At 50.9% G+C, this 21,907-nt stretch carries 38 protein-coding genes; 7 read left to right on the forward strand and 31 right to left on the reverse strand.

Features of this window, described 5'->3' with window-relative positions; translation table 11 throughout:
- Positions 1-11: 11 nt before the first annotated feature.
- The 5 genes from ACTTK6_RS02445 to ACTTK6_RS02465 all read right to left on the reverse strand — a co-directional run bounded on the left by ACTTK6_RS02445 (position 12) and on the right by ACTTK6_RS02465 (position 3,844).
- Positions 12-236 carry a YneF family protein gene (locus ACTTK6_RS02445; RefSeq protein WP_022792130.1) on the reverse strand — a complete coding sequence of 75 codons (225 nt, stop codon included), beginning with the start codon at positions 234-236 and terminating at the stop codon, positions 12-14.
- Positions 237-435: 199 nt separating this feature from the next.
- Complete coding sequence (gene tkt, locus ACTTK6_RS02450) at positions 436-2,424, reverse strand: transketolase (protein ID WP_462832541.1); 1,989 nt, start codon at positions 2,422-2,424, stop codon at positions 436-438.
- Positions 2,425-2,606: 182 nt separating this feature from the next.
- Positions 2,607-2,846 (reverse strand): DUF896 domain-containing protein, encoded by a 240-nt coding sequence (locus ACTTK6_RS02455; RefSeq protein ID WP_079476458.1) that lies wholly within the window; start codon positions 2,844-2,846, stop codon positions 2,607-2,609.
- A gap of 68 nt (positions 2,847-2,914) precedes the next feature.
- A complete protein-coding gene (locus tag ACTTK6_RS02460; protein WP_079476457.1) occupies positions 2,915-3,574 on the reverse strand; it encodes a YneB family resolvase-like protein in 660 nt (219 codons plus the stop codon).
- A gap of 27 nt (positions 3,575-3,601) precedes the next feature.
- Positions 3,602-3,844 (reverse strand): hypothetical protein, encoded by a 243-nt coding sequence (locus ACTTK6_RS02465; RefSeq protein WP_462832542.1) that lies wholly within the window; start codon positions 3,842-3,844, stop codon positions 3,602-3,604.
- Positions 3,845-4,003: 159 nt separating this feature from the next.
- Here ACTTK6_RS02465 and lexA point away from each other — a divergent pair, with 159 nt between their 5' ends.
- Positions 4,004-4,630 (forward strand): transcriptional repressor LexA, encoded by a 627-nt coding sequence (gene lexA / locus ACTTK6_RS02470; protein ID WP_079476455.1) that lies wholly within the window; start codon positions 4,004-4,006, stop codon positions 4,628-4,630.
- A 48-nt stretch (positions 4,631-4,678) separates the two neighbouring features.
- Here lexA and ACTTK6_RS02475 read toward each other — a convergent pair whose 3' ends face one another.
- From ACTTK6_RS02475 to ACTTK6_RS02555, 17 genes are all read right to left on the reverse strand, one after another.
- Entirely contained in the window at positions 4,679-4,996 is a 318-nt protein-coding gene (locus tag ACTTK6_RS02475) for a hypothetical protein (protein ID WP_143745442.1), read from the reverse strand.
- 129 nt (positions 4,997-5,125) lie between these two features.
- On the reverse strand, positions 5,126-5,350 hold the full coding sequence (locus ACTTK6_RS02480) for a hypothetical protein (protein ID WP_079476453.1): 225 nt from the start codon (positions 5,348-5,350) through the stop codon (positions 5,126-5,128).
- A gap of 108 nt (positions 5,351-5,458) precedes the next feature.
- Entirely contained in the window at positions 5,459-5,758 is a 300-nt protein-coding gene (locus ACTTK6_RS02485; protein ID WP_091610843.1) for a hypothetical protein, read from the reverse strand.
- Between the two features lie 166 nt (positions 5,759-5,924).
- On the reverse strand, positions 5,925-6,251 hold the full coding sequence (locus ACTTK6_RS02490; protein WP_462832543.1) for a hypothetical protein: 327 nt from the start codon (positions 6,249-6,251) through the stop codon (positions 5,925-5,927).
- Between the two features lie 36 nt (positions 6,252-6,287).
- A complete protein-coding gene (locus ACTTK6_RS02495; protein ID WP_079476450.1) occupies positions 6,288-6,581 on the reverse strand; it encodes a hypothetical protein in 294 nt (97 codons plus the stop codon).
- Between the two features lie 140 nt (positions 6,582-6,721).
- Complete coding sequence (locus ACTTK6_RS02500; protein WP_079476449.1) at positions 6,722-6,964, reverse strand: hypothetical protein; 243 nt, start codon at positions 6,962-6,964, stop codon at positions 6,722-6,724.
- A gap of 140 nt (positions 6,965-7,104) precedes the next feature.
- Entirely contained in the window at positions 7,105-7,407 is a 303-nt protein-coding gene (locus tag ACTTK6_RS02505; RefSeq protein ID WP_079476448.1) for a hypothetical protein, read from the reverse strand.
- Positions 7,408-7,519: 112 nt separating this feature from the next.
- Entirely contained in the window at positions 7,520-7,699 is a 180-nt protein-coding gene (locus ACTTK6_RS02510; protein ID WP_462832544.1) for a hypothetical protein, read from the reverse strand.
- A 168-nt stretch (positions 7,700-7,867) separates the two neighbouring features.
- On the reverse strand, positions 7,868-8,110 hold the full coding sequence (locus tag ACTTK6_RS02515) for a hypothetical protein (RefSeq protein ID WP_462832545.1): 243 nt from the start codon (positions 8,108-8,110) through the stop codon (positions 7,868-7,870).
- Positions 8,111-8,377: 267 nt separating this feature from the next.
- Complete coding sequence (locus tag ACTTK6_RS02520) at positions 8,378-8,599, reverse strand: hypothetical protein (RefSeq protein ID WP_079476445.1); 222 nt, start codon at positions 8,597-8,599, stop codon at positions 8,378-8,380.
- A 242-nt stretch (positions 8,600-8,841) separates the two neighbouring features.
- Positions 8,842-9,291 carry a hypothetical protein gene (locus ACTTK6_RS02525; RefSeq protein WP_462832546.1) on the reverse strand — a complete coding sequence of 150 codons (450 nt, stop codon included), beginning with the start codon at positions 9,289-9,291 and terminating at the stop codon, positions 8,842-8,844.
- 15 nt (positions 9,292-9,306) lie between these two features.
- On the reverse strand, positions 9,307-9,636 hold the full coding sequence (locus tag ACTTK6_RS02530) for a hypothetical protein (RefSeq protein ID WP_079476443.1): 330 nt from the start codon (positions 9,634-9,636) through the stop codon (positions 9,307-9,309).
- A gap of 32 nt (positions 9,637-9,668) precedes the next feature.
- Complete coding sequence (locus ACTTK6_RS02535) at positions 9,669-9,986, reverse strand: hypothetical protein (RefSeq protein WP_079476442.1); 318 nt, start codon at positions 9,984-9,986, stop codon at positions 9,669-9,671.
- Positions 9,987-10,069: 83 nt separating this feature from the next.
- Positions 10,070-10,348, reverse strand: coding sequence for a hypothetical protein (locus ACTTK6_RS02540; protein ID WP_462832547.1), 279 nt, complete (start codon positions 10,346-10,348; stop codon positions 10,070-10,072).
- A 150-nt stretch (positions 10,349-10,498) separates the two neighbouring features.
- Complete coding sequence (locus tag ACTTK6_RS02545; RefSeq protein WP_079476440.1) at positions 10,499-10,726, reverse strand: hypothetical protein; 228 nt, start codon at positions 10,724-10,726, stop codon at positions 10,499-10,501.
- Between the two features lie 152 nt (positions 10,727-10,878).
- On the reverse strand, positions 10,879-11,079 hold the full coding sequence (locus ACTTK6_RS02550) for a hypothetical protein (RefSeq protein ID WP_079476439.1): 201 nt from the start codon (positions 11,077-11,079) through the stop codon (positions 10,879-10,881).
- A 31-nt stretch (positions 11,080-11,110) separates the two neighbouring features.
- On the reverse strand, positions 11,111-11,464 hold the full coding sequence (locus tag ACTTK6_RS02555; protein ID WP_462832548.1) for a SpoIIAA family protein: 354 nt from the start codon (positions 11,462-11,464) through the stop codon (positions 11,111-11,113).
- Between the two features lie 155 nt (positions 11,465-11,619).
- Between ACTTK6_RS02555 and ACTTK6_RS02560 the strand changes: the two genes are divergently transcribed.
- The gene (locus tag ACTTK6_RS02560) at positions 11,620-12,054 is read left to right on the forward strand and encodes a universal stress protein (protein ID WP_079476437.1); all 435 of its coding nucleotides are present in this window, start codon (positions 11,620-11,622) and stop codon (positions 12,052-12,054) included.
- A 56-nt stretch (positions 12,055-12,110) separates the two neighbouring features.
- Here the strand turns inward: ACTTK6_RS02560 and ACTTK6_RS02565 are convergent, their stop codons facing one another.
- Positions 12,111-12,854 (reverse strand): Crp/Fnr family transcriptional regulator, encoded by a 744-nt coding sequence (locus ACTTK6_RS02565; protein WP_462832549.1) that lies wholly within the window; start codon positions 12,852-12,854, stop codon positions 12,111-12,113.
- A gap of 182 nt (positions 12,855-13,036) precedes the next feature.
- Between ACTTK6_RS02565 and ACTTK6_RS02570 the strand changes: the two genes are divergently transcribed.
- Positions 13,037-13,660, forward strand: coding sequence for a response regulator transcription factor (locus ACTTK6_RS02570; RefSeq protein ID WP_462832550.1), 624 nt, complete (start codon positions 13,037-13,039; stop codon positions 13,658-13,660).
- A 1-nt stretch (position 13,661) separates the two neighbouring features.
- Here the strand turns inward: ACTTK6_RS02570 and ACTTK6_RS02575 are convergent, their stop codons facing one another.
- From ACTTK6_RS02575 to ACTTK6_RS02585, 3 genes are all read right to left on the reverse strand, one after another.
- On the reverse strand, positions 13,662-14,546 hold the full coding sequence (locus ACTTK6_RS02575; protein WP_462832551.1) for a universal stress protein: 885 nt from the start codon (positions 14,544-14,546) through the stop codon (positions 13,662-13,664).
- Between the two features lie 45 nt (positions 14,547-14,591).
- The gene (locus ACTTK6_RS02580; protein WP_462832552.1) at positions 14,592-14,915 is read right to left on the reverse strand and encodes a hypothetical protein; all 324 of its coding nucleotides are present in this window, start codon (positions 14,913-14,915) and stop codon (positions 14,592-14,594) included.
- Between the two features lie 63 nt (positions 14,916-14,978).
- The gene (locus tag ACTTK6_RS02585; RefSeq protein WP_462832553.1) at positions 14,979-15,425 is read right to left on the reverse strand and encodes a hypothetical protein; all 447 of its coding nucleotides are present in this window, start codon (positions 15,423-15,425) and stop codon (positions 14,979-14,981) included.
- A 183-nt stretch (positions 15,426-15,608) separates the two neighbouring features.
- Here ACTTK6_RS02585 and ACTTK6_RS02590 point away from each other — a divergent pair, with 183 nt between their 5' ends.
- Both ACTTK6_RS02590 and ACTTK6_RS02595 read left to right on the forward strand, forming a co-directional pair.
- On the forward strand, positions 15,609-16,502 hold the full coding sequence (locus ACTTK6_RS02590) for a universal stress protein (protein WP_462832554.1): 894 nt from the start codon (positions 15,609-15,611) through the stop codon (positions 16,500-16,502).
- Between the two features lie 264 nt (positions 16,503-16,766).
- Positions 16,767-17,792: a thermonuclease family protein gene (locus ACTTK6_RS02595; RefSeq protein WP_462832555.1), complete on the forward strand. Its 1,026-nt coding sequence runs from the start codon at positions 16,767-16,769 to the stop codon at positions 17,790-17,792.
- A 69-nt stretch (positions 17,793-17,861) separates the two neighbouring features.
- On the opposite strand, the gene ACTTK6_RS02600 is transcribed toward ACTTK6_RS02595, so the two are convergent.
- The 3 genes from ACTTK6_RS02600 to ACTTK6_RS02610 all read right to left on the reverse strand — a co-directional run bounded on the left by ACTTK6_RS02600 (position 17,862) and on the right by ACTTK6_RS02610 (position 19,159).
- Positions 17,862-18,506, reverse strand: a complete 645-nt coding sequence (locus ACTTK6_RS02600; RefSeq protein WP_079476429.1) for a C40 family peptidase — start codon at positions 18,504-18,506, stop codon at positions 17,862-17,864.
- Between the two features lie 147 nt (positions 18,507-18,653).
- Positions 18,654-18,860, reverse strand: a complete 207-nt coding sequence (locus ACTTK6_RS02605; RefSeq protein WP_079476428.1) for a hypothetical protein — start codon at positions 18,858-18,860, stop codon at positions 18,654-18,656.
- A 92-nt stretch (positions 18,861-18,952) separates the two neighbouring features.
- The gene (locus ACTTK6_RS02610) at positions 18,953-19,159 is read right to left on the reverse strand and encodes a hypothetical protein (RefSeq protein ID WP_462832556.1); all 207 of its coding nucleotides are present in this window, start codon (positions 19,157-19,159) and stop codon (positions 18,953-18,955) included.
- 287 nt (positions 19,160-19,446) lie between these two features.
- Between ACTTK6_RS02610 and ACTTK6_RS02615 the strand changes: the two genes are divergently transcribed.
- Both ACTTK6_RS02615 and ACTTK6_RS02620 read left to right on the forward strand, forming a co-directional pair.
- Positions 19,447-19,758, forward strand: coding sequence for a hypothetical protein (locus ACTTK6_RS02615; protein ID WP_462832557.1), 312 nt, complete (start codon positions 19,447-19,449; stop codon positions 19,756-19,758).
- A gap of 37 nt (positions 19,759-19,795) precedes the next feature.
- Positions 19,796-20,716, forward strand: coding sequence for a hypothetical protein (locus ACTTK6_RS02620; protein ID WP_462832558.1), 921 nt, complete (start codon positions 19,796-19,798; stop codon positions 20,714-20,716).
- Between the two features lie 386 nt (positions 20,717-21,102).
- Here the strand turns inward: ACTTK6_RS02620 and ACTTK6_RS02625 are convergent, their stop codons facing one another.
- Positions 21,103-21,519: a hypothetical protein gene (locus tag ACTTK6_RS02625; RefSeq protein WP_462832559.1), complete on the reverse strand. Its 417-nt coding sequence runs from the start codon at positions 21,517-21,519 to the stop codon at positions 21,103-21,105.
- 122 nt (positions 21,520-21,641) lie between these two features.
- Complete coding sequence (locus ACTTK6_RS02630; RefSeq protein WP_462832560.1) at positions 21,642-21,827, reverse strand: hypothetical protein; 186 nt, start codon at positions 21,825-21,827, stop codon at positions 21,642-21,644.
- Positions 21,828-21,907 lie beyond the last annotated feature (80 nt).

Raw genomic sequence — 21,907 nt, forward strand, 5'->3', positions numbered from 1 at the left:
GGTGCTGATCGTTATTTCTTATCTTGTTGTCGCTGCATTGCTTTCATCATTTGGTTGATCTTCTTCTGGGACGGATTCTGCCCCATCTGCATCATCATGACGCGCAGCATTTGTTCATTAATAGGAGGATTTTTTTTCAAGTAGTTCATCATCGTTTTTCTTGCGATAAAGAAACCGATGGCTATACCAACCAGTAAAATGACAATGCCGATAATTGTTAACCATAGCCAGCCCATGTGTCTTCTTACCCCTTTCCCGAATACCTAACATATATGTGTGTGTTGTTAGCGTCTCTAAACAGACCTTGTTTATTATAACGCATTCTTTTAGGTAAAGAAAGCATCGATTCGAAAGTCCCCGCGCCTGCTCCTCTGTTTTTCTTTCGGTTAAAAATAGGAGAAAGCAGCCCGCAGGCTGCTTTCTCCACAAACACTGCTATTTTTTGATCAGCTGTCTGGCTGCTTCGGCCACCTTGTCGGGGGTGAAGCCGTACTTTTCCACGACTTCCCCGCCCGGCGCGGACGCCCCGAAGCGGTCAATACCGTACACGGCGCCCTCGGCGCCGACGTACTTGTACCAGCCGAAGGAGGAGCCCATTTCCACGGCCATCGCCGGCACGCCGTCCGGCAGCACCGAGCGGCGGTAGTCCTCGGACTGATGGTCGAAGGCGTGGAAGTTCGGCATGCTGACGACATTCACCGTCCAGCCGTCGTCCTGCAGCCGGGCTTTCGCGTCCACCGCGAGCGACACCTCGGAGCCGGAAGCGACGAGCAGCAGGTCCGGGTGCTCGGCCTGTTCGCCGATCACGTACGCTCCCTGGCGCACGCCTTCCACCGCTTTGTCCTTCGTGTCTTCGAGCGTTGGCACGCCCTGGCGGGTCAGCACCAGCGCCGTTGGCGTGGTTTCGCTCTCCATCGCCACGCGCCAGGCCGCGACCGTTTCGTTGCCGTCCGCCGGCCGGATCACGTTCAGGTTCGGAATTGCCCGGAGCGCGGCCAGCTGTTCCACCGGCTCGTGGGTCGGGCCGTCTTCGCCGACCGCGATGCTGTCGTGGGTGAACACGTGCGTGAGCGGAAGCTCCATGAGCGCGCTCAGGCGCAGGGCCGGCCGCAGGTAATCGGAGAACACGAGAAACGTCGAGCCGAAGGGCTTCAAACCGCCGTGCAGCTGGATGCCGTTCACGGCGGCGGCCATCGCGAATTCCCGGACGCCGAACCAGATGTTGCGCCCGGTGTAGTCGTAGCGGCTGAAATCGTTCTCCGCTTTGATCAGCGTTTTGTTGGAGCCGGCCAGGTCCGCCGATCCGCCGAACAGGGACGGCACCGCGGCCGCTACTTCCTGCAGCACATCGCCCGACGCAGCCCGGGTCGCTGCTTTTTCATCGGTGAAGACCGGCAGCTTCGCGTCCCATCCGTCCGGGAGCCCGCCGGCGATCGCCTGCTCGAGTTCGCTGCCCAGTTCCGGATTGGCCTCTTTGTAGGAGGCGAACAGCTCGTTCCATTCCTGTTCCGCTTTCGCGCCGGAGGCTTTCACTTCCGCAAACAGCTCGGTCACTTCCGGCGGGACATGGAACGCGTCGTAGTCCCACTGGTAGGCTTCTTTCACCAGGTTGTATTCCTCATCGCCGATCGGCGCGCCGTGGGCCGCGTTCGTGCCGCCTTTGTTCGGCGCCCCGTACCCGATCACGGTTTTCACTTCGATCATGGACGGTTTCGGGGACTGCTTGGCTTCTTCAATCGCTGCCTCGAGGGCCGCCACGTCGTTGCCGTCTTCGATCAGGATGGTATGCCAGCCGTACGCCTCGTAGCGCTGCAGCACGTTTTCCGAAAACGACTGGTTCAGGGCGCCGTCGAGCGACACGTCGTTGGAGTCATACAGCACCACCAGGTTGCCAAGCTGCAGGTGGCCGGCCAGCGACGCCGATTCGGAGGACACGCCCTCCATCAGGTCGCCGTCGCCGCAGAGCACGTACGTGAAATGGTCCACCACGGCGTGATCGTCCGTGTTGTACTTGGCCGCCAGGTGGCGTTCGGCCATCGCCATGCCGGTGCCCATGGCCAGTCCCTGCCCGAGCGGGCCGGTCGTTGCTTCCACGCCCGGGGTGTGGCCGTATTCCGGATGCCCCGGTGTTTTGCTTCCCCACTGGCGGAAGTGCTTGAGTTCGTCGAGCGACAGGTCGTAGCCGCTCAAGTGCAGCATGCTGTATAGAAGCATCGATCCGTGGCCGGCCGACAGCACGAAGCGGTCACGGTTAAACCAGGACGGGTTGCCCGGATTATGGTTCATGGATTTGGTCCAGAGTGCGTATGCCATCGGCGCGGCGCCCATCGGAAGCCCCGGGTGGCCCGACTGGGCTTTTTCGATGCTTTCGATGGACAACGTCCGGATCGTGTTGATTGCTAATTGTTCTGTGCTAATTGCCATGCATATGTCCCTCCACAGTATGTATTTTTATGGAAACCCGTGCCACTCAAGTGGCTCAGCAGGGGGTTCCGTGTACATGTACGTTTTTATGATAAAGGTTTTAAAACGATTACACAAGCGGGTTAGCGGAGAAAGAACAAAATCAAAAGGCCTGCTCTTTTTCAAGACCAGGCCTCCTTTTCTTAATGCCGGAAGCTGCGGTTCCGTCGTTTCACACGTTCAAGCTTGTTCGGAGTGACATCCGTGCCTTCTTCGTCCACCACTTTGACGTTTTCGAGCTGGTTTTTGAATGAAGAACGGAATTTGCTTAAATATTCTTGGCGCAGCGCGTGCTGTTCCTCTTCTTCTTCCGCTGTCAGCCCTGTCGATTTCTGACGTTTGGCCAACTCATTAATGCGGTCAATTTTTTCTTTCGAAAGCATAAGTTGCCTCCCTTAAATTGTGCGTTCCTTATTCATTATATTAAAAACCTGGCGCTCCCGCAAATAAATCACTGCTGCTCTGTTTCCGCCGCCTGCTTTTCGTGTTCTTTATAACGGCGGTGCACCGTCGCTTTGGAAATATCGTAGCCGAGGCCGCGGAGCGTAGAGGCAATATCTTTAAACGTCAGCTCCCGCTGCTTCAGTTTAACAATTTCTTCAATGGGCACTTCTTTTTTCTTTCGCCCGCCGCTCCGGTTCAGTCCGAAGTTTTCCTCCGGATGATAGCCGTTTTCCACCGCCCGCTGCATCCCCCGCTTAATTTTGAAATTATGCAGCCGGCGCTGGTGTTCTTCGACGATGGACAAAATATCCATAATCATATGGTCAGTATCCGCAATTTCGAGCTCTCCGTCCTCTTTTACCGTATAGATGAACGTCCCCCGTTTCTGCAGTTCGTGAAGCACGGCGATTTTGGCATTTCCACGTCCAAGCCGCGTATCGTCCGTGATTAACAGCGTATCCGCTTCGGTATCATCAAGAAGCTCAAACACGCGGAGAAGCCCGTCCCGTTCCACCGAATAGCTGCTTTCCTGTTCGGTAATGACCTGCTGCACAGCCCAGCCATTCGCGGCCGCAAGAGCCTCCAGCTCTTCCTGCTGCCTGGCAAGCGAGGACTGCTGTTCTTCTTTTTCCGTACTTACCCGGGCATAGATAATGCATGTTTTCATGTCTTTGCGGTCCTTTCCGTTCGGGTTTTACTGTTCGGGAGCGTCAAATGTCACTGTCCGTTCCCACGGCTCTTCCTGGTAGACTAACCTGTCTTTTAAAACCGGATGCTGTTCTTCATGGACGATTTCTGCCGGCCGGTCTGTATCCGTGCCGTCCAGCGTTTCCGGAGTGATTGAAGCGTCCGCTGAATATACCAGAAACATAAGCGCAAATGCAAACAAGGCAAGCATGGTCCAGTCCGTGGAAGTAAAAGTTTTTAGTTTATTCATGTGTGCGTTCCCCCCTGAATGAGAATGTATGTTCTTATATTCATCCAGTATACCAGAATGCCTGTTCCCGTCAACAAAAATATTAGAACGGGTGTTTGCGTTTTTGTTCCCCTCATGCTATACTTTATTCAGAAAAATTCCTCAAAAGGAGGTGCGGAGATGAAGCTATCCAAGCGCCAGCAGCAAATTCTTGATTATATAAAAGAAGAAGTAAAAGAAAAAGGCTATCCGCCTTCGGTACGGGAGATCGGGGAAGCTGTCGGACTCGCTTCGAGTTCCACGGTTCACGGGCACCTCGCCCGCCTTGAAAACAAAAATCTAATCCGCCGCGACCCGACAAAGCCACGGGCGATTGAAGTACTTGAGCTTGAAGAACAGGGCAGCGAGCCGATTCACGAAAGCAAAGCCGTGTATGTTCCGGTCATCGGTAAAGTCACGGCCGGGGAGCCTATTACTGCGGTGGAAAATGTTGAAGAATACATTCCTCTTCCGGAGCGGATGGTGACCGATGAGGAGCAGGTCTACATGCTTACCATCCAGGGTGACAGCATGATTGAAGCCGGGATTTTTGACGGGGACCTTGTCGTTGTCCAAAAACAGCAGACCGCAGATAATGGCGATATCATTGTTGCAATGACAGACGAAATGGAAGCGACGGTTAAGCGGTTCTATAAAGAAGAAAACTTTATCCGGCTGCAGCCTGAAAATGCCACCATGGATCCAATTATTTTAGAAAACTGTACGATACTCGGCAGAGTCACCGGCGTTTTCCGCACCATCTTTTAATCCCATAAAACAGGGCGCCTGCACTGAATGCAGGCGCCCTGTTTTGTTCTATCTCCGAAAAGCAAGCGTCCGGTAATCCGTAATGATTTCATCCTTTTCGATATCCCGGTCGGTTATTATTACCACCGTGGCTGCCGTAATGTTTTCCCGTTCAATAAATTCAAGCCCCCGGTGCCAGAGCCACTCATACACCGTCATCATGTCTACGCTGAGCTCATTTTTCTGGAGCGCTTCTGCCGTAATCTGCATCGACAGCAGCAGCTGGCCGCGCTCAAAAATGTGGAGCACCGGTCCATTGAAATGTTCCGACTCTCCCGGGCTCCCTTCATACGGTCCCTGGTAAAAGTCAAGCAGGCGTGCCATCACGATTCCCCCCTTTAACGACTTCAGCACTGAGCTGTGCCCGAAGCTCGTTTTTCGATTGGTGAATTGTGATTCCTTTTCCCGGCGCCCTTCCTGCTAAACCCGAAATTTCACTGCCGCGCCTTCCGGAGGTTACTCGTCAAGCCATTCTTTAATCTGCTGTTTGTCGTTATCATCAAGGTTGCCTTCCTGGATCCAGTAGTTCACCAGCTTCATCATACCCTGCTTGGACAGTCCCACGCGGCTGCTGTCGGAGGGATGGCTGCTGATATCCGTTTTTCCGTACTGGTAAATGGAGACGTACGGCGCCTCCGCGTGGTTTAAATTGTGCAGGTCCTTTTTTTCAAAATGCAGCATGTGTATGCCCCTTTCTCTTTTCCGGAATGATTACAAATATGAGCCTGTATGCGCGCAAGCGTCTACCACAAAAAAGAGCCTCCCGGGAAGGAAAGCTCCGTTTAACCGCTACATGGATTTAGAATATGGTTTGTGACAGATCGAGTGATCGATCGTTTCATCGGACTCCCCGCTGTATACACAATCACAGGTGTCTAATACGTAAGTATGCTCTTTGGCGTGAATGACCTGACTTCCCTGATGAAACAGCAGTTTTTCATCGGCCGGCTGAAAATCACTCATCGAATGAAGCACCACTTCATAGCCGTCGGCGTATTCAATCACCTTGTAATGAATTTCATGACCGTCACTGCTGTACGTCACCTGCGGCTGCGTTCTGCATTTGAATTCCACTAAAGCCACTGTCATCCACCCCCTCCACTTATTTATACCACAGTTTTTTCCGTTCGAGAAGCCACCTGCCCGTTTTTTCTGAAAGAATTTCCCTGTCCGCGAGCGAAAAGCTCCTCCTGCGGCTCTTTCTGCCAGTGCTCCCCCTTGTTTCTTCTATATAATAGAAGCAAAAAGCACCCTCTCAGATCGAGGGTGCTTCAAAATCCCGTAGTAAATTCTCATACGCTTTGTTTACTTCGCCGTCCGTGACGTCCTGCACAGTTATTACCAGACGTTTTCTTTCCTCCGGCTGTTTGCTGGTCAGATAATCGATACCGATCTCCCATAACCATTCCGGCACGTTTTCTTCCTTTAAACTTGCTTCTGCTGCCATCGCCGAGGTAGTCACCTGGACGAGCAGAGCCAGTTCTGTTTCGTGATACACTTCGAGCGATTCACCGGCAAAATGGAGCGGGCGTACCCGGTAGCCTTTCCAGCCTTCCCGGGAAAAATCCGGTTCCTGTGGCATAGTCATCCTCCTTAGATCCGATTTTTAATGAAGGAATTAAGACTGTTCCTGAAGCGCGCTGCTTCCTTCAAGCTCTATATTTTCCTCATCCGCCCGGGTGATGTACACCTGGCCGCCAAAATGAAAGCCTTCCCCGGTCCGGAAAAACAAATCCAGCGCGGGAGAAGCGCTGTTGAATGCCTGATAGAAAAATTCTTTGTTTTCACAGTCCATAATGGACACTGTCCAGCGCTCCAACGGTCCTTCTCCTGCGTAGAGCTTGCCATCGTTTATATGAATTACTTCATTTGTAGTAACTGTTTTAATAGATTCCAGCGTTAATGTCGGCATCGCATCCTCCTGGGTTTTATGGTTTCTGTCTGCTTCCATTCCCGTGCCAGGCGGTGGTTCAATCTTCAAATTTCTTCGCGTTCACCAGCGTCTATGAAAAAAGGCGGGTGGTTTAACACCGTCCGCCGGATACGTTCATGTTATTCATCTACCTGGCGCTTATATTCTTCAAACAGCTCCCGGCCTTCTTTTGTGATGGCAATGCCGCTGTAGACCGCCTCTTCCTTTTCCCCGGAAGCGTCGGCGTACGTGACGTAGCCGTGCTCGACAAGCTCCTGGAAACGATCCTGCTCGATTTCATCCACCGGCGACCATTCCGCTCCAATTTCTCCGCGTTCCACTCTTCCGGCCAGCTGGGCCATCGCTTCTTTTCTTGGACTCATGTTTTTCTCTCCTTTCCAATCATCGATCCTCTTTTCACAGCTATAATCCCCTATTTTACGCGTATTAAACGTCCATCGGGAGGCCAGCTATATAAAAAACGAACGGCAGCCCCAGCTGCCGCCCTCGTTCCAGGCATAAGTTACACCTGCACCAGTTCGTCAAGGCCGTCCAGGTGGCAGTGCTTCTTATCGCTGCCTTCGATATTCTTAAATTGAACGAGCCCCTGGTACTCAGCTTCTTCAGTTTTGATCCGGATGCTGATGCTGTCTCGGCCGGTAAATTCCTCGGAAAATTGCTGCTCGACATTATAAATGGCGATTGTCCAGGCACTTTCTCCGATTCGATCGGGATCAGATGTTTCCAGATACAAGTATGCCGATTCAAACTGCAGTGCCGATTCGTCCAATATAATTTCGTTAATTTCCTGCGTTTCCTGTTTCATGTTTGTCGCCCCTTCACTCTAATAGGTGCTGCCGGTCCATCATTTTTCTCGCTTCCTACTATGCTATTACACCTGGATGCCGGTTTAAAACCATCAACTAGAAGCACCCGGCTCACTCTTTCCACTTGTGAACAATATAAAAAGCAACCGCCGGCACCGGAAACTGGGTTAACCCCCACAGGCTCCACTTCCATTTGGCTTTTCCCTGTTTTTCCGCTTCCCGGTAAAGCCACCAGGCCTGCAGAAGCAGTAGCGGCAGCAGCAGCCAGGCAGAATTTCTTTTCTTTTTCATAAACATCTTCCTCTCTAACAAAAATGGGAGGTGCTCGTCTCATTATACTACGCCCGGGCTTTTAAACGCCCGTATCAATAAAAAAACCGGACTTTATCAAAAAGTCCGGCCCGAGCCCGGGTAATCACAGGCCCGTCCAAAAGCTGCCCAGTAAAAAGCAAACCTGTTTTACATATTGTCCTTATCCTTCCAGTGTTCATTCAGCACCGGGAGATTGCTCACCACGGATATAATCCGTTCATTTTCCCGGAAATTACGTATACCGCCCAGCAGTTCTTCTTCGGTGTTAAAAATATGTTTCTCCCTGTCCGGAAACATTTCCTTAATGTCTTTTTCCGTCCCTACGAATACTTCGTTACCTTGTTCATCGATTACATACGAAAATTGAGAGATAACACAAGCTCCTTTCAACTTCTGTCCCGCCCAAAGCATAACACTCCTGCACCCCCTTGCATAGGAAATGCCAGGCAGCCATCACCATCCGCAGACAATCCCTGTTCCAATAGATAATCCGTATCCGTAAAGCAACAACCATGCATTGTCTTAAAAATAAAACATTCTTCAAACTACACAAGCAACAAATCATCAACATATTCAATACACCAATGTGTATATAAAATAAAACACCAGTAAAAATTGTTTAGTTTCAGCTATTTGGCGCCTGGATACAAACTACGGCTAATACAAAATATACGTGTTTCCATGGAGAGTCATTGTTTTCTGGTCGAAGGGCACATAAATCCGGTCATACTTTGGGGAAAACGAGCTGTCGTCGAGCGCATGTACGTCAAACACCACTCCCTCATCGGTTTCCCACGTCAAACAGTGCAATAGACTGCCTTCATCGCTTAACAATACCTGAACATAACGAACGTGACGGTTAACATACACGACAGCCATCGTTCTTCCCCCTCTCTTTAATAATACTCCAATTTCAAGTAATAAAGTACTATTATTTTTCAATTTATGAATTTTATTTTATGATTCTTTTTAACCTGTCACGGGCTTCGGAAATTATTGTAGTGTATTAAATTTGAAACATTAATGACTGTTTATTATTGTATATTTTTAAACACAAATCAAAAGCGACAATTTAATAACACAAAAAAACAGCCGAAATATATCGGCTGCTACTGTTGTTTTTATTCTTCAATATAAGGAAGCAGTGCCTGCTTAAATAAAAGCGACACTTGTTCTTCATCAAATGCCGTGCCTGTTTCTGTTTCCCACCTGCATGAATTTAAATCTTTCAAATAAGCGCTGCGGGGCCGGACGTCACTGACGTTGTAGGCAGAGTCATTAATGCGGATTTTAAAGCTCATTTCCAAAAAACCTTTGCGGGTGAAAATGTCGCCGGACTCAACAATGAGCTCGGAAACCCCGTAAAAATATTTCACATGCTTGTGGCCTTTAACCTTTTCCACTTTTAAATCCGACCGGCCGTTGATGGTGCCCATCAATTCATCAAACATGCCTCTCAGCTGCTCCGAGCAGTCACGTATGCTTTCCATCTGCTTTTCTTCCTCCACCGTCGACGCGTTTTTTTTGTTCTGCCGTGCGGTGCTTGATAATTGGTGAATCCAGTTGTCCATGTGCGGCTCCTCCTTTTATCGCAGAAATTTCATTTTGCTGTTAACGTCATCATCGAGCGGGGCATAGGCGCCTTCGATGTAGTGCCACTTGATCAGGAATTTTGCACGGACGAACTTTTTCTCGCGCTGGGTCTGCAGCAGCTTTTCTCCGTCATCATTTTCATCAAGCTCGGCTTCTATTTCGTGCTCGATCCATACTCCCATTTCATCAATGGAATCTATTTTTACGATAATAAATTTTTCCATGCTTTTAGGAGGAAGAATCAGGTTCAGCACTTTGTCTTCCTTCGCTATATCCGCAAGCGCGATCCTGATATTTTTCCCTATTGAATTATGAAATGACATAGTTGCCTCCTATAAGGTTTTTTAACCGCTGATCAGTACCCGTTGTCCTCAAATTCCTTCAAAAGATTTTCGTAGGAAGTAATCAACGTCCCGTTTTCCATATCTGCTTCTGTAATAACCATCCGCTGGCGGTCGCCAGGATTATTGTTTTCCAAATAATCGATGCCGATGTCCCACAGCCAGTGCAGCATATCGTCCGCGTCCGGGCGGTGCGGTGATTCCACCGCCTCGTCGGTCATCTGTATAAGCAGCGCCAGGCCGTCGAAATCCAGTATCTCTATGGAATGTGAAGCGTTCAGCGCATTCGGGAAAAACGGGCGGTATTCGGGATGCTCATAATACGTGTCCATAAAAAATTCCTCCTTTCATACTCAGGCGCCAGAGGCGGGCTGCCATTTTTGCCATTGAAAAAGCACCCCGGCCGGGATGCTTATTAGTATTTGCTAATTTTCCCCTGGCCTTTGATGACAATATTTCCTTCTGCTTCTTCGTTATCGGTTTTGGAGGCTTTGCCCTTGCCTTCGTACTCCACCAGAGCGTTATCTTTCATGCGGAATTCGTTTCCCTGATCGGAAAACAGCTCCATGCCGCCGGTGAAATTAACCAGCTCTGCCTGCCATGTATTGTCATCTTCGATCGTTAGTATGCCGCTTTCTATTGGAATTTCTCCTCTTTTATCGCACGTGATAAACTGAAATTCTACTTTTTCCATTTCTCATATGCCTCCTCCGTAAGCTGTAGGATAGTAGGGCTTCGTTCTGCCGTTCTTCCTAATGCTTGTCTTTCCCTGTTCCGGCAGAATTAAAAACCTGAATCATGCTTTTTACAATTGAGCAGACGTGCCAGATAGCAGTTCGCTCTGCTACAGTTTTTTCGCCCAGACGATCGTATCGTGGACAGCTCTGGCCTCGTGGCGCAGATCGTTGCTTTTTTTCATTCTGTCGATCCTCACAAGTACGGTAGCGGCATGGAGCTTTCCCTCAAACCGCTCCGACAGCTCGTCTGCTACCTTCAGTTCATGGGATTTTCCCCGGTCCTTCAAATAGTCGACAATCAATTTGTCCAACTGCTTTTTCTGCTTTTTATTCACGTCCCTGCCTCCTTTAAAATACGTTTCATGGTCGTTAATCCTTTTTACCCGCTTTTACTGCCGTAGTAATCATTTTCCTGTTTAGTTAACATAATTATATTATGGAAATAAATCCATAAAGAGCGCCCCTTTTAAAGAGACGCTTCGGAGCTTTACAGTCGTTCCACGAGGGCGACGACTTCTGCCGCTTCCGTATTTTCTCCAAACATCGTGTACTCAATATCGATCACCCTGAATTTTTCATCCGGCTCCAGAGCCACCGTTTCACCGATGCGGGGAATAAAGCTTGTTCTCTGTTCCTTTCTGATCTCGTTTTCTCCCTGTACAGCTAATTTAACGTTTGCCTCATCCATGCGGAGGAAAGGCTCCTTTCCGTTCGTGATTTTATTGTGCCAGCCATTCGCGTGCCTGCGCCTTTTCCGCCTGCCGGAAATACTTTGTCTCAATTCCGGGCAGGAGCGCCCCAAATGCTTCTGCTGCTTTTATGCCCTGTTCATCACTGACAAACGCCATTTTTTGAAATTCCTTTATGCGCCGCAGCCACTTCAGATCTTCGCCTATTGCCTGAAGCGTCATCCCTTTCCAGTCAGTTACCACCACCAGCAGATGAATCGGGGTCTCGTCCTGCTTGACGGAGTGAAACCATTTACGAAACGTGTCGTAGTCTTCTTCTGTCAATTTCCCGCTTATTTCAATCTCCATGAAATGATCCGTTTCAGCAGCGGTAACGCTCAGCATGTTTAAGCACCTCCCATGCGTATTTACCGGTTTAATTCCCTGCTGCTTCCGGACTTAATCGGCCAATGTGTAATTTACCGTCCCCGGCAACAGGAAAACACCTGTATAAACGAGAAGTAGACAGTATATCCGATAAACTCAGGAGGAGGCAGATTATGCATACAATGAACGTTATTTTGGTTGCTGTAGACGGCTCCAGGGAAGCAGGTCATGCGTTTGAGGCGGCGCTTCCGATTGCCAAAGCCCAGGGATCCCAGCTTGTAATTACCCAGGTGATCAATCAAAATGCCCACCGGCCAATGAGTAACTACGACTCTTCAATTATCGGCGAAGCAGAAAACGAAGCCCGCCAGCGACTCGACCAATACAAAAAGCAGGCGGAGGAATTCGGTGTTATAGACGTTGTGGCTGACATTGAATACGGCTCGCCGAAAATAACGATTCCGAGCGAGGTGGTGCCAAAATACCACGTCGATTTAATCGTGACCGGCGCTACCGGTTTAAACGCCGTCGAAAAACTTTTTCTCGGGAGCGTCTCCGAGCATCTGACAAAAAATGCCGGGTGCAGCGTAATGGTAGTGCGGCCCTAGGTTTTGTAAACGCTAAAAACCCCGGTGCCTGCCGGGGCACCGGGGAATTCAAATTGCTACAGGCGGCATATGTCACTTGAGCAGAGATTGTGCAGCGGGCAGTTGCACTGCCGGCGCAGGTAGAGCATATCGTGAATAACAATGAGGCCGTTCTCATAGGAGAGTACGCCTGCTTTTTTCCATTCGTTCAGGCAGCGGTTCACGCCCTCCCTCGACAGGCCGATGTGTTCCCCGAGCTCGGCGTTGGTAAGCTTCAGCTGCAGCACGACGGTACCATTCTCGCGGGCAGCTCCGTATGTCGTGCTGAGCCGGATCAGCGTGGAAGCGAGCGCCCCGTTTTTGCCGTACAGCAGCAGATCCCGGAATTTTGACTGCTCCTTTAGCGTATTGCTGCCCATCCACCGCATCATTTTCAGGGAAAAGGCGCCGGAGTCTCTGATCAGCGCTTCGATTTCCGTTTTTTTGATCACGCCGACAGTGCTGGCGGCGGCAACTTTGGCGGAAAAATCATGGCGCACGGCCTGGAGGCTGCCGTATTCGCCGGCGAGGTCCCCGCGTCCGAGCAGCGTGATCGTCAGTTCCTTTCCGTCGCTCGTGCCTTTTTGGATTTTCACGGTGCCTTCATAGAGAAAATAGAAATAATCCGAAGGGTCTCCTTCTCGATACAGATACGTGCCGGCCCGTTTATGCGCCAGGTGCGTGCGCGCTTGAAAACGCTCAAATTCTTCAGGAGACAGCAAACTTGCAAAAGAACCGTCCGGTTTTTCGTGCACTGGAAGACTTTGAAGGGGCCTGCCCATTATTTCCATCTCCTTCGATAGTGTTACTATGATACTATCAAAGGGGATTTTCAAAAAATATAAGGGAAAACCCTTAATTATTTTTTCCTGTTTTTTTAACACTTCATGGTTAATTGCCTGGGCAGTAGTTCCCGAAGCGCCTGGCCGTATGAACGTCTAACCATGCATAAGAAGGTGACAGTATGACTGCGATCGTTTTAGTAAGCAGGCGTCCGATTTACCGCAAAGCGTTACGAGCGCTGCTGGACGAAGCTTCTGACTTTACCGTCACCAGGGAAAGCTCCGGCTGGCCGCCTGCAGATGCTTTTCCGCCCAGCAGCCCGCAGACAGTCTGCGTCGTCGACGCCGGCACGCTATCACCGACTCCGGCTATCGCGAGCCGCCCTTTACTTCCGGCCGTGTTTTTAGTCTCCGGGGAGGAAACGCCTGCGTTCCTGCAGCAGGTATACGAACGCGCCTCCACCGGGTGCCTGCTGCACACCGATTCCCTTGATGATTTATACGGGGCTATCCGGGCTGCCGCCCGGCGCACGCGCTACACCTCGGCCTCCTTCCACGCGCTGATGCAGGCCCAGCACCTGCCTGCTTCCGTCCGCAGCCCGAGGCGGCTCTCCCCGCGGGAGTGGGAGGTTTTGTACTATATAGCGCTCGGCTACGCCAATAAAGAAATTGCCCATACACTCGTGATCAGTGTGAAAACCGTCGAAGCCCACCGCACCAACCTGATGGAAAAGCTCGCGATGAAAACGAGAAAGGAACTGGTGGAGTACGCCTACCGGACGGGGCTGATCCATTCCGGAAAATAGCTTACTGCTCTCTGTGCTCGAGCGGCTGCCGCACCACCAGTACGTCACAGATCGCCCGGTGCGCAATACCTTCTGCCACACTTCCAAGCAGCAGTCGCTCCGTTCTGTTCATGCCGGAGGCGCCGCTTACGATCAGGTCAATTTCATGCTGGATGGCATATTCCTGCGGAATAATCAGCTTGGCCGCCCCGTACAGCAGCGACGTCGTTACGTCTGCAACGCCGAGGCGCTCTGCTTCAGCTTTATAGTCCTCCAGCATTTTCCGGTCGTCGTCTTCGATCGTTCTTAGGATACGGGCATTCAGGGAGGTGGAATACAGCAGGTACGAGTTAAACACGTGTACGATAAACAGTTCTGCGCCTGTCTGGAGCGCGAGCTGGATGCCTTTTTCAAATGCCAGGCCCGCTTCCTCGGAGCCGTCCACAGCTACAAGAATTTTTTTGTACCCACCGGCGCTTTCCTTCCGGACGACAAGCACGTCCTCTCTGGCTTTCCGGAGAATGCCGCTCGACACACTCCCCATTACCAGCTTTTCCACGGTGCCCATCCCGGAGGCCCCGGTCACGATCAGGTCAGCGCCAAACTCCGGAGCAAGCTCTCTTGGCACCGTCGACTTGGGAGCGCCGGAGCGCAGCACCGTCTCCACCTTCGTCACGCCCCCACTTTCGGCCTCGGCTGTATACTGCTCCAGCATCGCTTCGTTCGTCTTTTTCGTTTCCTCCCAGGCGGACGGAACGTAATACTGAAACGCGCTGAAATCCCGTTCGTTCACCACGTGCGCCAGTACAAGCGTCGCCTCAAACCGGCCGGCAAGCATGACCGCCGTCCGGGCTGCCCGTTTCGCTTCGTCGGACCGGTCCACAGCAGCAAGAATGGTTTTATACATATCGCATCTCCTCTGTACGTTTATTTTCTATTATGTTTTCAGCCTTCAGGATAACGGCAGCTCCGCTTCCGAAAAATAATACGTCACCATGCCGCCCCGGTACGTCCGTTGCACCGTCTCAAAAGGCGCCACCCGCTCAATCCCGACAATTTTAAACGTCCGGTTCCCTACCGTGACAGCGTCCGCAAGCTCCAGGTCGATATTTAAAAGGTCCACCCGGGCGTGCTTTCGAACATGTTCTTTCGTACCAATGTAGAGCACTTCCTCCCGGTGGCCAGGCTCGCTGAAAATGTACACAAACCGTATATACTCCTCTTCCCCTGCTGCTGTTGTACTTTCCCCGAGATTTTCGTAGTGGTGCTTTTGCATGTGCAACCAGTCCTCCTTTATGTTCCCTCATTCCGCAAACGCTCTCATATTTACCGCCAGTGTCTACATGACCCGGAAAATCCGCGTCCCCGTCCGCCTCGGCTTCGCGTTCCCGGACGGGAGCGCTGCCTTCGTCGTTAAAGAGTAGTATTTCCGGAAGACGTGCAGCGTCCACTCCTCGAGGGTAAACGCCGTCTTCCTGTCTTCGGGGAGCCTGCTGATGAAAGACAGCCCGTAAAAGTACCGCTTCATCTGCGACGATGCCTGCAGCGACGGGGTGTCAAGCGCGATAAAGGCGGCTTGGTTCAGCGTCCCGGGAAGCGCATGCTCTGTCATTAACGAGTATTCCTGCCACTCATACGTATGAAAGTAGTACACGTAAAAGGGCAGCAGGCAGGCGATTTCCGAATTGTTCTCCGCTTTTTTCGTTAATTCCGGCAGCGTACGCGGCACGTCTCCACATTCATTCACCATTTCCATCCAGGTAATATGCTTTAATCCATCCGTCATACCGAAACTCCTTTGTGCTTTATTTTCACAGCCGCTTCAGGCTGTAATAGTTTTTACTTATAACTGCTTATGAAACCAGTATAAATTGAAAAGTCCCGGTTGGATGTGAGGTTCCTCACACGCAGGAAAGAAAAAATGAGCTAAACTATAGGTATACTAAAAAGCCAGAAGGGATTGATTGCAATGACGCTGCATTATGAACGCATCCTCGTGGCCCTCGACGGATCAGAGGAATCGGAATACGCCCTTCAAAAAGGGGTTGAAACCGCCCTCACCTGCGACAGCGCGCTCGCGTTCTGCTACATCATCGATTACCACAATATCCGCGAGCTCCGCCGGGGGTCGCCGGATCTGTTAAGCGCGTCGGAACGTATCGGCACCGATATTTTAAACCGGGCCAAACAAAGCGCTGAAGACCAGGGCGTGAAAAACGTGCTGACGTTTATGAAGGAAGGCCCTCCTAAAGCATTGATTTCCGGCGAAATTGCCCACGAATTCGGAGCTGACCTGATCCTGTCCGGGGGCTCCGGAGCCGGCACGTTTGAAAAGAGGATTTTTGGAAGCGTTGCCGCGAGCATCGTCCGCCATGCCTCCTGCGACGTCTGGATTGTTAAAAACGAAAAGCCGCCGGCACCGTACCGCTCCGTGCTGATTGCCGTGGACGGCTCCGAGGTGTCTACCAGCGCCCTCTATGCCGGCCTCGACATTGCGAAACGGGAGAAAAGCCGGGTTCAGGTCGTATATGTGCTGAATACGCCGTTTATCTCCTCGGCCGAATACCATACTGAAGATATTATCCAAATGTACCAAGAACGCGGAAAGGACCTGCTTGAGGAATACCGCAGCCTGAGCGTCGGAGCCGGCATTTCCGCCATTGACTTCTCCATCGAATACGGCGCACCGAAGGTAGTCATTCCAACCGAGGCCGCCAACAAATTCGAAGTGGACCTGATCGTCGCCGGTTCCTCCGGAATGGGACGCGCTGAACGCCTCTTTCTTGGCAGCGTTTCGGAGAGTCTCGTGCGGCGGGCTGCCTGTGATGTGCTGATTGTGCGAAACGACTATCTGCCGAAATAGTATTGGTTCCAGCCCCTGCGCTGCAAAGACGCAGAGGGCTTTTTTACCGTCATTTTATGACATAGGAATTTTCAGGCGTGTATTTTTTTTGCAGTTACATTCTGTTGCGCACAGACAACTAAATACACTGTCAGGTTAGTTATTTTCTTTTACTCTGCTTTCTTGTACACTATTACTAATACTAACAACCGCTACTTTTTTCATACATTACGTCCATCTATTTCCTGTTTATATGCTAACCAATTATGCAGCGGGGTGATTCTATTGAAAAAACCATTAACGCTTTTATCCTCCACCCTGGCGCTCACGCTCTTTCTCACAGCATGCAGTGAAGAGCCCGGCCAGGAAAGCGGCAACGAGGCCGCAGAAGAACAAGCGAGCGAGCAACCGGCGGAGAATGAACATACTACAGACCCAAAAGAACAGGCAGAAGAAAATAACGGAAATGCTGATGGACAGGAATCCTCCGGCCGTAAAAATGACGACACGACAGAAGACAATCAGCAACAGGAAGACGCTTCGAACGAGGAAGATGCCAGCAGCACTGAAGAAGCCACCACCGAAAATACATCGTCCGACAGCAGTGCTGAAACAAAGAAAGACAGCGAAAGTACCGAAGAAGAAGCATCGGCAGACACATCTTCCGCCTCTGATGTTGAAGACACCAACGCGACAGTAACCAACGTCGTCGATGGAGATACAATCGATGTAGAATACGAAGGCGGGGAGGAACGCATCCGCCTCATTCTCGTCGACACTCCGGAAACCAAGCACCCGCAGATGGGCGTGCAGCCGTTCGGACCGGAGGCTGCGGAATTTACGACCAGTGAACTGGACGGCAAAGACGTGCGGCTCGAGCTCGGCGTCGAGGAGCGCGACTATTACGGCCGGCTGCTTGCCTACGTGTTTGTGGACGGGGAAAACTTCAACCAGCAGCTGATTGAGGAAGGACTCGCCCGGGTAGCCGTCTACCCACCAAACACGGAGTACCTCGACGAATTTGAAGCTGCGGAGGCGGACGCACGGTCGGCCGGCATCGGCATCTGGTCGATCGATGGTTATGTAACCGACGACGGCTACGAGGAGCAGGACGGTGACGAAGAAACTTCCGAAGATTCCAGTGACTCGGAAGACTCCGGCTCTTCAGGCAGCGAAGAATCCTCTGAAGACGTGTATTATGACAACTGCAGTGCGGCCCGCAATGCAGGGGCCGCCCCGGTCCGCGAAGGTGACCCGGGCTACGGCAGCCATCTCGACCGTGACGGAGACGGCGTCGGCTGCGAAACGTAAATAAAACGAAAAAAGCAGGCCCCGGCAGCGCATGCCGGGCCTGCTTTCTATTGCTGCTGCCGTATTAACTTACCCCTGCGGCAGCACCTCCACGTAGTTTTCATGCGTCGTAATATACGTGCCGGAGATGAGCTCAAACAGATCCGAGCGTTCCTTCATTGGCACGCGGCGTTCGATCGTAAACACCTCACCCTCCGTGACTTTTCCCGCTACGGCACCGCTGTCCCAGGACGGTTCGCTGCGGTAATTCACCTGGCTGGCGACCACCCGCAGCAGGTCTCCTTTTCCGCCTACATTGGTGAGCGGGGCTGCGGTACTGTCGACGACACGCCGTGCCCCAACGTAACGGGACTGCCAGTAGTCGCGCGTCGAATCGGCAAACGCCACGCCGGTGGACCCCTGCGCCCCTAAAAACGTCTGTCCGTCCACGTAAAAGCCGACATGGGTCACTTCATTATGGTTCAGATCCTCCGAGCGGGTGTCCTTCCAGAACAAGAGATCGCCGGTCCGCAGGTCCTCCTCCGCAATAGGCGTCCCTGTTTCCGACTGGCTGGCTGCGGTCCGAGGAATAATTTCCCCGGTTACATACTCGATCACGTAGCGGACAAAGCCGCTGCAGTCAAACGTATCCGTGCCGTCGCCGCCGAATTCATACGGCGTGCCGAGATGATCCTCCCCGTACGTAATCAGCTGATGCCCCAATGCTTGTGCCAATGCTCATCATCCTTTCCTGAAGCGAATAGGTGCCGGCTTTTTGCCGTCCTGTACAGTAAAGGAACCCGGGCCTCCTTTTTTACAACCATCCACCGAAAATTTTTTAATCGATGAAAAAAGCACCCGCCCGCAGGCAGATGCTCGCTGTTAAATAAAGTTGACGCTGACGCTGGTTACTTTTTTGCACTCCACTTCGGTGTTGAACCATTCGCTGAAGGCCTCGGACATTTTCAGGTCCTGCTTTTTGCCTTTTTTCAGCTTCTCAATAATTTCATCCACGCTCGGGGTCTCGTTGGACTTTGGCACAATCAGCCGGTCCCCGTCTTCGATGAAAAAGATAATAGATGTATACATAACGATCCCTCCCAAATTTATAACACCGCCACCTATTTTACATTTAATCCGGGGAAACGACCACCGGGGAGAATAAAATTACGCCGGCGCGGTCAGATTGTTCCCGCCCGGTGACGGTCCCAGCTGCACGCGAACAGCTCCTCCGCATCCCACAGGTCGCTTTCATGATGCCACCCCGACCGGACCGGGGTGAATTTCGCGTAGTACCACTGCGGCCCTTTATGGCGGTTTTGAAGTATCACTTCGCCCCACTGCTGCCTCGCCTCACTGAATACGCGCGTTCCCGGTTCATAATACATCGCCATCGCCCCTTTACGCTTTATTTTTCCACTCCATGCCCAAAAGACAGCTTCCGGACACCTTTGACAACCCCCTCCTCGAATTCCCTGTGGTACAATAGGCTTAACAAATCACGGGAGGCAGGACACGATGGCTTCGATAATTGCTGCTTTCATTGTCATTTACATCGGCTGGGTGACTTATGCCAGACAGAAAAAGGAAAAGCAGGACTGACCCCGGAGCTTTGCCGTTTCACGTTGAACATGAATGAAGATACCGTCCCAACAGGTCCAGGAGGGGATGCTCGATGGGAGTCTTTCTGATTAGTGTCGATTTAATCAACAATACGAAAACCAGCAATTATGACAACCTGTTTGATTTGATTACCCAATTGGCCAATCACGATAAAGCAAGACTGGTTACCCGGAACGTCATCGTGTTTGAAAGCCTTCGGGAGACTGCGGAAATCCGCCAGGCGGTGGATGCGTTATTAAAAGGGTTAAAAATCAGCAACGAAATTTCCAGGTATCATTTCATTATAAGTAAAATCGATGAACTGGAATTCAAATCGAAGGAAGCATATTTTCTAAAAAAGATAAAACAGGACAATCACCTGTAATTGCAGATGGGTATGCCGAGTATCCAGGGGGGATTTCATGCAGAAGAAACATAAATGGCGCCGGCTGCCCGGGTTCCGGTCCGGTGCAAGATGGAAGGCTGTTATGGCTTTCATGGTTTACCTGGGTCTTTTGATTGGTATCGCCGCAGCGTTATTTGCGGGCACACCAATAAATGACCCCGGCGAGGAGGAAGCTGCCCCTGCAGAAACAGAAGCGGCCGAAGATAATACGGCGCTAAAAAGCTGCAGCGACTTCGAGGACGATCAGCAGCTGTATGCCTACTGGACGGAGCACAAGTTCAGCTCTGAGAATGACCCGGGCGGCCTTGATTCGAATCATGATGGCGTGCCGTGCGCCGTTTTATCCGAAAAGATGGAGGATGAGTTCACGGCATACGAAAAAGAACAAACCGGGGGAGCCTCCGAACTGGACATTCCTTCCTATACACTGCACAAGGGCGAAAATACTAATTACAATGACGCTGTTTATGTAAATTATTATGTGATTCCGGACGCAGCGCCCACTTCCATTGATGAAACTGTTATCGACACCATCAGTGACGAAGTGATCATGGACATAAAGAAAAAAGAAAAGTTCCATCTGCTGACGATCAACTTTGTCGACGCCAAAGAAGCGATCGATTACGGCGGGTATGTTTACGGGAAAACGGATTACTTCCCTCACGGAGACATTGAGGCGGTCGAAAACGATGAGCCCGGAGACTACAGCAACCACGAAATCGACACAGTGTACGGCTCCATTAATAACGAAGGACTGCCGAAGCAGGAGGAAAACTACCCGACAGACAAAGAACTGGACATGTATTTTTACTGGGCCGGGCCGGCGTACGGGCAAAGTACTGATTCGGGCAACAGCCCGGTGGAAGTCACCGCAGACCAATTCAACGTTTCCAAAGAAACGGTCGAGCAGGCTGTTCAGAAAGCCAGCAATCGTTAACAGCGCCGTCTGCAGCAGACAGAAACTTCTTTTAATATTTTTTATATTATTTCTATCCAAGGACTCATTAATGAATACTGTTCATCCGATAAAGTGCTTGTGGGATGAATATTTCATCCCGCTCCTGAGACTGGCCCCGTATTCCCCGCGGGGCCCTTTTTTATAACAGGATAGGCTCAATTTGTAAAAAAGGACTAATGCCTCGTGATTTTATGTTGAAAGCGCTTTAATATAGACCATGCACCACTTTTCTCATATCCTCTTCTTGGTGGAAGATGCCAGTACATGGCGAAAGCATATCCCCCTCAGCTAGCTCTGTGTGCGCACAGAGCCTTTTTTAATTCTACACAACAAGGCAGCCCGAATAGGCTGCCGGCTCGTACTCACTATTCCAATAGATAGCTTTGAAAAGTGTACGCCAGGATTTTGTCCAGATCATTCTGCTCCAGTTCTTTGCCGTCAGGGGCATCAATTTTCCATGTGTTTCCTTCTGTATTCGATAAATACAATGCTTCAAATGGCTTTTCCCCACCTGCAATTTCCGTGTTATGCCGGTTGGTCTGGAAAACGGCTTTTGCGGTGCATTCGCCGGTTGGACTTCTGTCAAATTCAACCCGAAGATTCGTCGGCTCATCCGCAGTATTAGTGTGGTCTTCGCCACCATATTTATATATGACAGCCGCTCCGCGAGCCGCCCTTGTTTTATTCACAGGCACGTTATGATCGTTTTCGAGCGTATCGCTGGAACAGTCCAGTCCTTGTTCGAGCTCCTCTATCTTTGCGTTTATTGCTTCCTCGTTCATTTAAATCCCTCCTGCTGCTAGTAGTGGTCACTATAGCCTTTAACCGCCAGAAGAAAACCTTTATTTATTACAAACTAAAAAGCACCCGCCCTGGAGGCAGATGCTTTACTGGATTCATGCTTTCATGTGCTGATGTCGACGTATTCCACTGTATTCTCAGCTGTACCGTCCACTTTCTTAGCGCTTATATGACCCTCGGCAATCAGTTCGTCAAAGGCTTCTTCTTCCCGGCCCATTGATGCTTCAATTGATTGTCCTTCTTTAACCGACTTTGCCTGCTGCAGTAAGTGTTCCTTCAGTTCATCCATACAAAAGACCTCCTTTATTAATAAGTGATCCAGATACCTGAACTAATGGATTGGGATTAATATTCCCACATTCCAAAAGC

It is taken from the genome of Marinococcus salis, from assembly GCF_054971365.1.

Bases quoted from the DNA above. Each gene is read 5' to 3' on its own strand.
- ACTTK6_RS02500 (WP_079476449.1), bottom strand. From the start codon at position 6,964: ATGAGTCCAAGAAAAGAAGCGATGGCCCAGCTGGCCGGAAGAGTGGAA.
- ACTTK6_RS02565 (WP_462832549.1), bottom strand. From the start codon at position 12,854: ATGGGCAGGCCCCTTCAAAGTCTTCCAGTGCACGAAAAACCGGACGGT.
- ACTTK6_RS02480 (WP_079476453.1), bottom strand. From the start codon at position 5,350: ATGCTGCATTTTGAAAAAAAGGACCTGCACAATTTAAACCACGCGGAG.
- ACTTK6_RS02490 (WP_462832543.1), bottom strand. From the start codon at position 6,251: ATGCCACAGGAACCGGATTTTTCCCGGGAAGGCTGGAAAGGCTACCGG.
- ACTTK6_RS02465 (WP_462832542.1), bottom strand. From the start codon at position 3,844: ATGAATAAACTAAAAACTTTTACTTCCACGGACTGGACCATGCTTGCC.
- ACTTK6_RS02580 (WP_462832552.1), bottom strand. From the start codon at position 14,915: ATGCAAAAGCACCACTACGAAAATCTCGGGGAAAGTACAACAGCAGCA.
- ACTTK6_RS02485 (WP_091610843.1), bottom strand. From the start codon at position 5,758: ATGACAGTGGCTTTAGTGGAATTCAAATGCAGAACGCAGCCGCAGGTG.
- ACTTK6_RS02555 (WP_462832548.1), bottom strand. From the start codon at position 11,464: ATGCTGAGCGTTACCGCTGCTGAAACGGATCATTTCATGGAGATTGAA.
- ACTTK6_RS02525 (WP_462832546.1), bottom strand. From the start codon at position 9,291: ATGGACAACTGGATTCACCAATTATCAAGCACCGCACGGCAGAACAAA.
- ACTTK6_RS02590 (WP_462832554.1), top strand. From the start codon at position 15,609: ATGACGCTGCATTATGAACGCATCCTCGTGGCCCTCGACGGATCAGAG.
- ACTTK6_RS02455 (WP_079476458.1), bottom strand. From the start codon at position 2,846: ATGCTTTCGAAAGAAAAAATTGACCGCATTAATGAGTTGGCCAAACGT.
- ACTTK6_RS02460 (WP_079476457.1), bottom strand. From the start codon at position 3,574: ATGAAAACATGCATTATCTATGCCCGGGTAAGTACGGAAAAAGAAGAA.
- ACTTK6_RS02620 (WP_462832558.1), top strand. From the start codon at position 19,796: ATGCAGAAGAAACATAAATGGCGCCGGCTGCCCGGGTTCCGGTCCGGT.
- lexA (WP_079476455.1), top strand. From the start codon at position 4,004: ATGAAGCTATCCAAGCGCCAGCAGCAAATTCTTGATTATATAAAAGAA.
- ACTTK6_RS02445 (WP_022792130.1), bottom strand. From the start codon at position 236: ATGGGCTGGCTATGGTTAACAATTATCGGCATTGTCATTTTACTGGTT.
- ACTTK6_RS02540 (WP_462832547.1), bottom strand. From the start codon at position 10,348: ATGGAAAAAGTAGAATTTCAGTTTATCACGTGCGATAAAAGAGGAGAA.
- ACTTK6_RS02570 (WP_462832550.1), top strand. From the start codon at position 13,037: ATGACTGCGATCGTTTTAGTAAGCAGGCGTCCGATTTACCGCAAAGCG.
- ACTTK6_RS02585 (WP_462832553.1), bottom strand. From the start codon at position 15,425: ATGACGGATGGATTAAAGCATATTACCTGGATGGAAATGGTGAATGAA.
- ACTTK6_RS02495 (WP_079476450.1), bottom strand. From the start codon at position 6,581: ATGCCGACATTAACGCTGGAATCTATTAAAACAGTTACTACAAATGAA.
- ACTTK6_RS02520 (WP_079476445.1), bottom strand. From the start codon at position 8,599: ATGGCTGTCGTGTATGTTAACCGTCACGTTCGTTATGTTCAGGTATTG.
- tkt (WP_462832541.1), bottom strand. From the start codon at position 2,424: ATGGCAATTAGCACAGAACAATTAGCAATCAACACGATCCGGACGTTG.
- ACTTK6_RS02530 (WP_079476443.1), bottom strand. From the start codon at position 9,636: ATGTCATTTCATAATTCAATAGGGAAAAATATCAGGATCGCGCTTGCG.
- ACTTK6_RS02535 (WP_079476442.1), bottom strand. From the start codon at position 9,986: ATGGACACGTATTATGAGCATCCCGAATACCGCCCGTTTTTCCCGAAT.
- ACTTK6_RS02625 (WP_462832559.1), bottom strand. From the start codon at position 21,519: ATGAACGAGGAAGCAATAAACGCAAAGATAGAGGAGCTCGAACAAGGA.
- ACTTK6_RS02560 (WP_079476437.1), top strand. From the start codon at position 11,620: ATGCATACAATGAACGTTATTTTGGTTGCTGTAGACGGCTCCAGGGAA.
- ACTTK6_RS02605 (WP_079476428.1), bottom strand. From the start codon at position 18,860: ATGTATACATCTATTATCTTTTTCATCGAAGACGGGGACCGGCTGATT.
- ACTTK6_RS02575 (WP_462832551.1), bottom strand. From the start codon at position 14,546: ATGTATAAAACCATTCTTGCTGCTGTGGACCGGTCCGACGAAGCGAAA.
- ACTTK6_RS02615 (WP_462832557.1), top strand. From the start codon at position 19,447: ATGGGAGTCTTTCTGATTAGTGTCGATTTAATCAACAATACGAAAACC.
- ACTTK6_RS02550 (WP_079476439.1), bottom strand. From the start codon at position 11,079: ATGGATGAGGCAAACGTTAAATTAGCTGTACAGGGAGAAAACGAGATC.
- ACTTK6_RS02510 (WP_462832544.1), bottom strand. From the start codon at position 7,699: ATGAAAAAGAAAAGAAATTCTGCCTGGCTGCTGCTGCCGCTACTGCTT.
- ACTTK6_RS02630 (WP_462832560.1), bottom strand. From the start codon at position 21,827: ATGGATGAACTGAAGGAACACTTACTGCAGCAGGCAAAGTCGGTTAAA.
- ACTTK6_RS02610 (WP_462832556.1), bottom strand. From the start codon at position 19,159: ATGTATTATGAACCGGGAACGCGCGTATTCAGTGAGGCGAGGCAGCAG.
- ACTTK6_RS02505 (WP_079476448.1), bottom strand. From the start codon at position 7,407: ATGAAACAGGAAACGCAGGAAATTAACGAAATTATATTGGACGAATCG.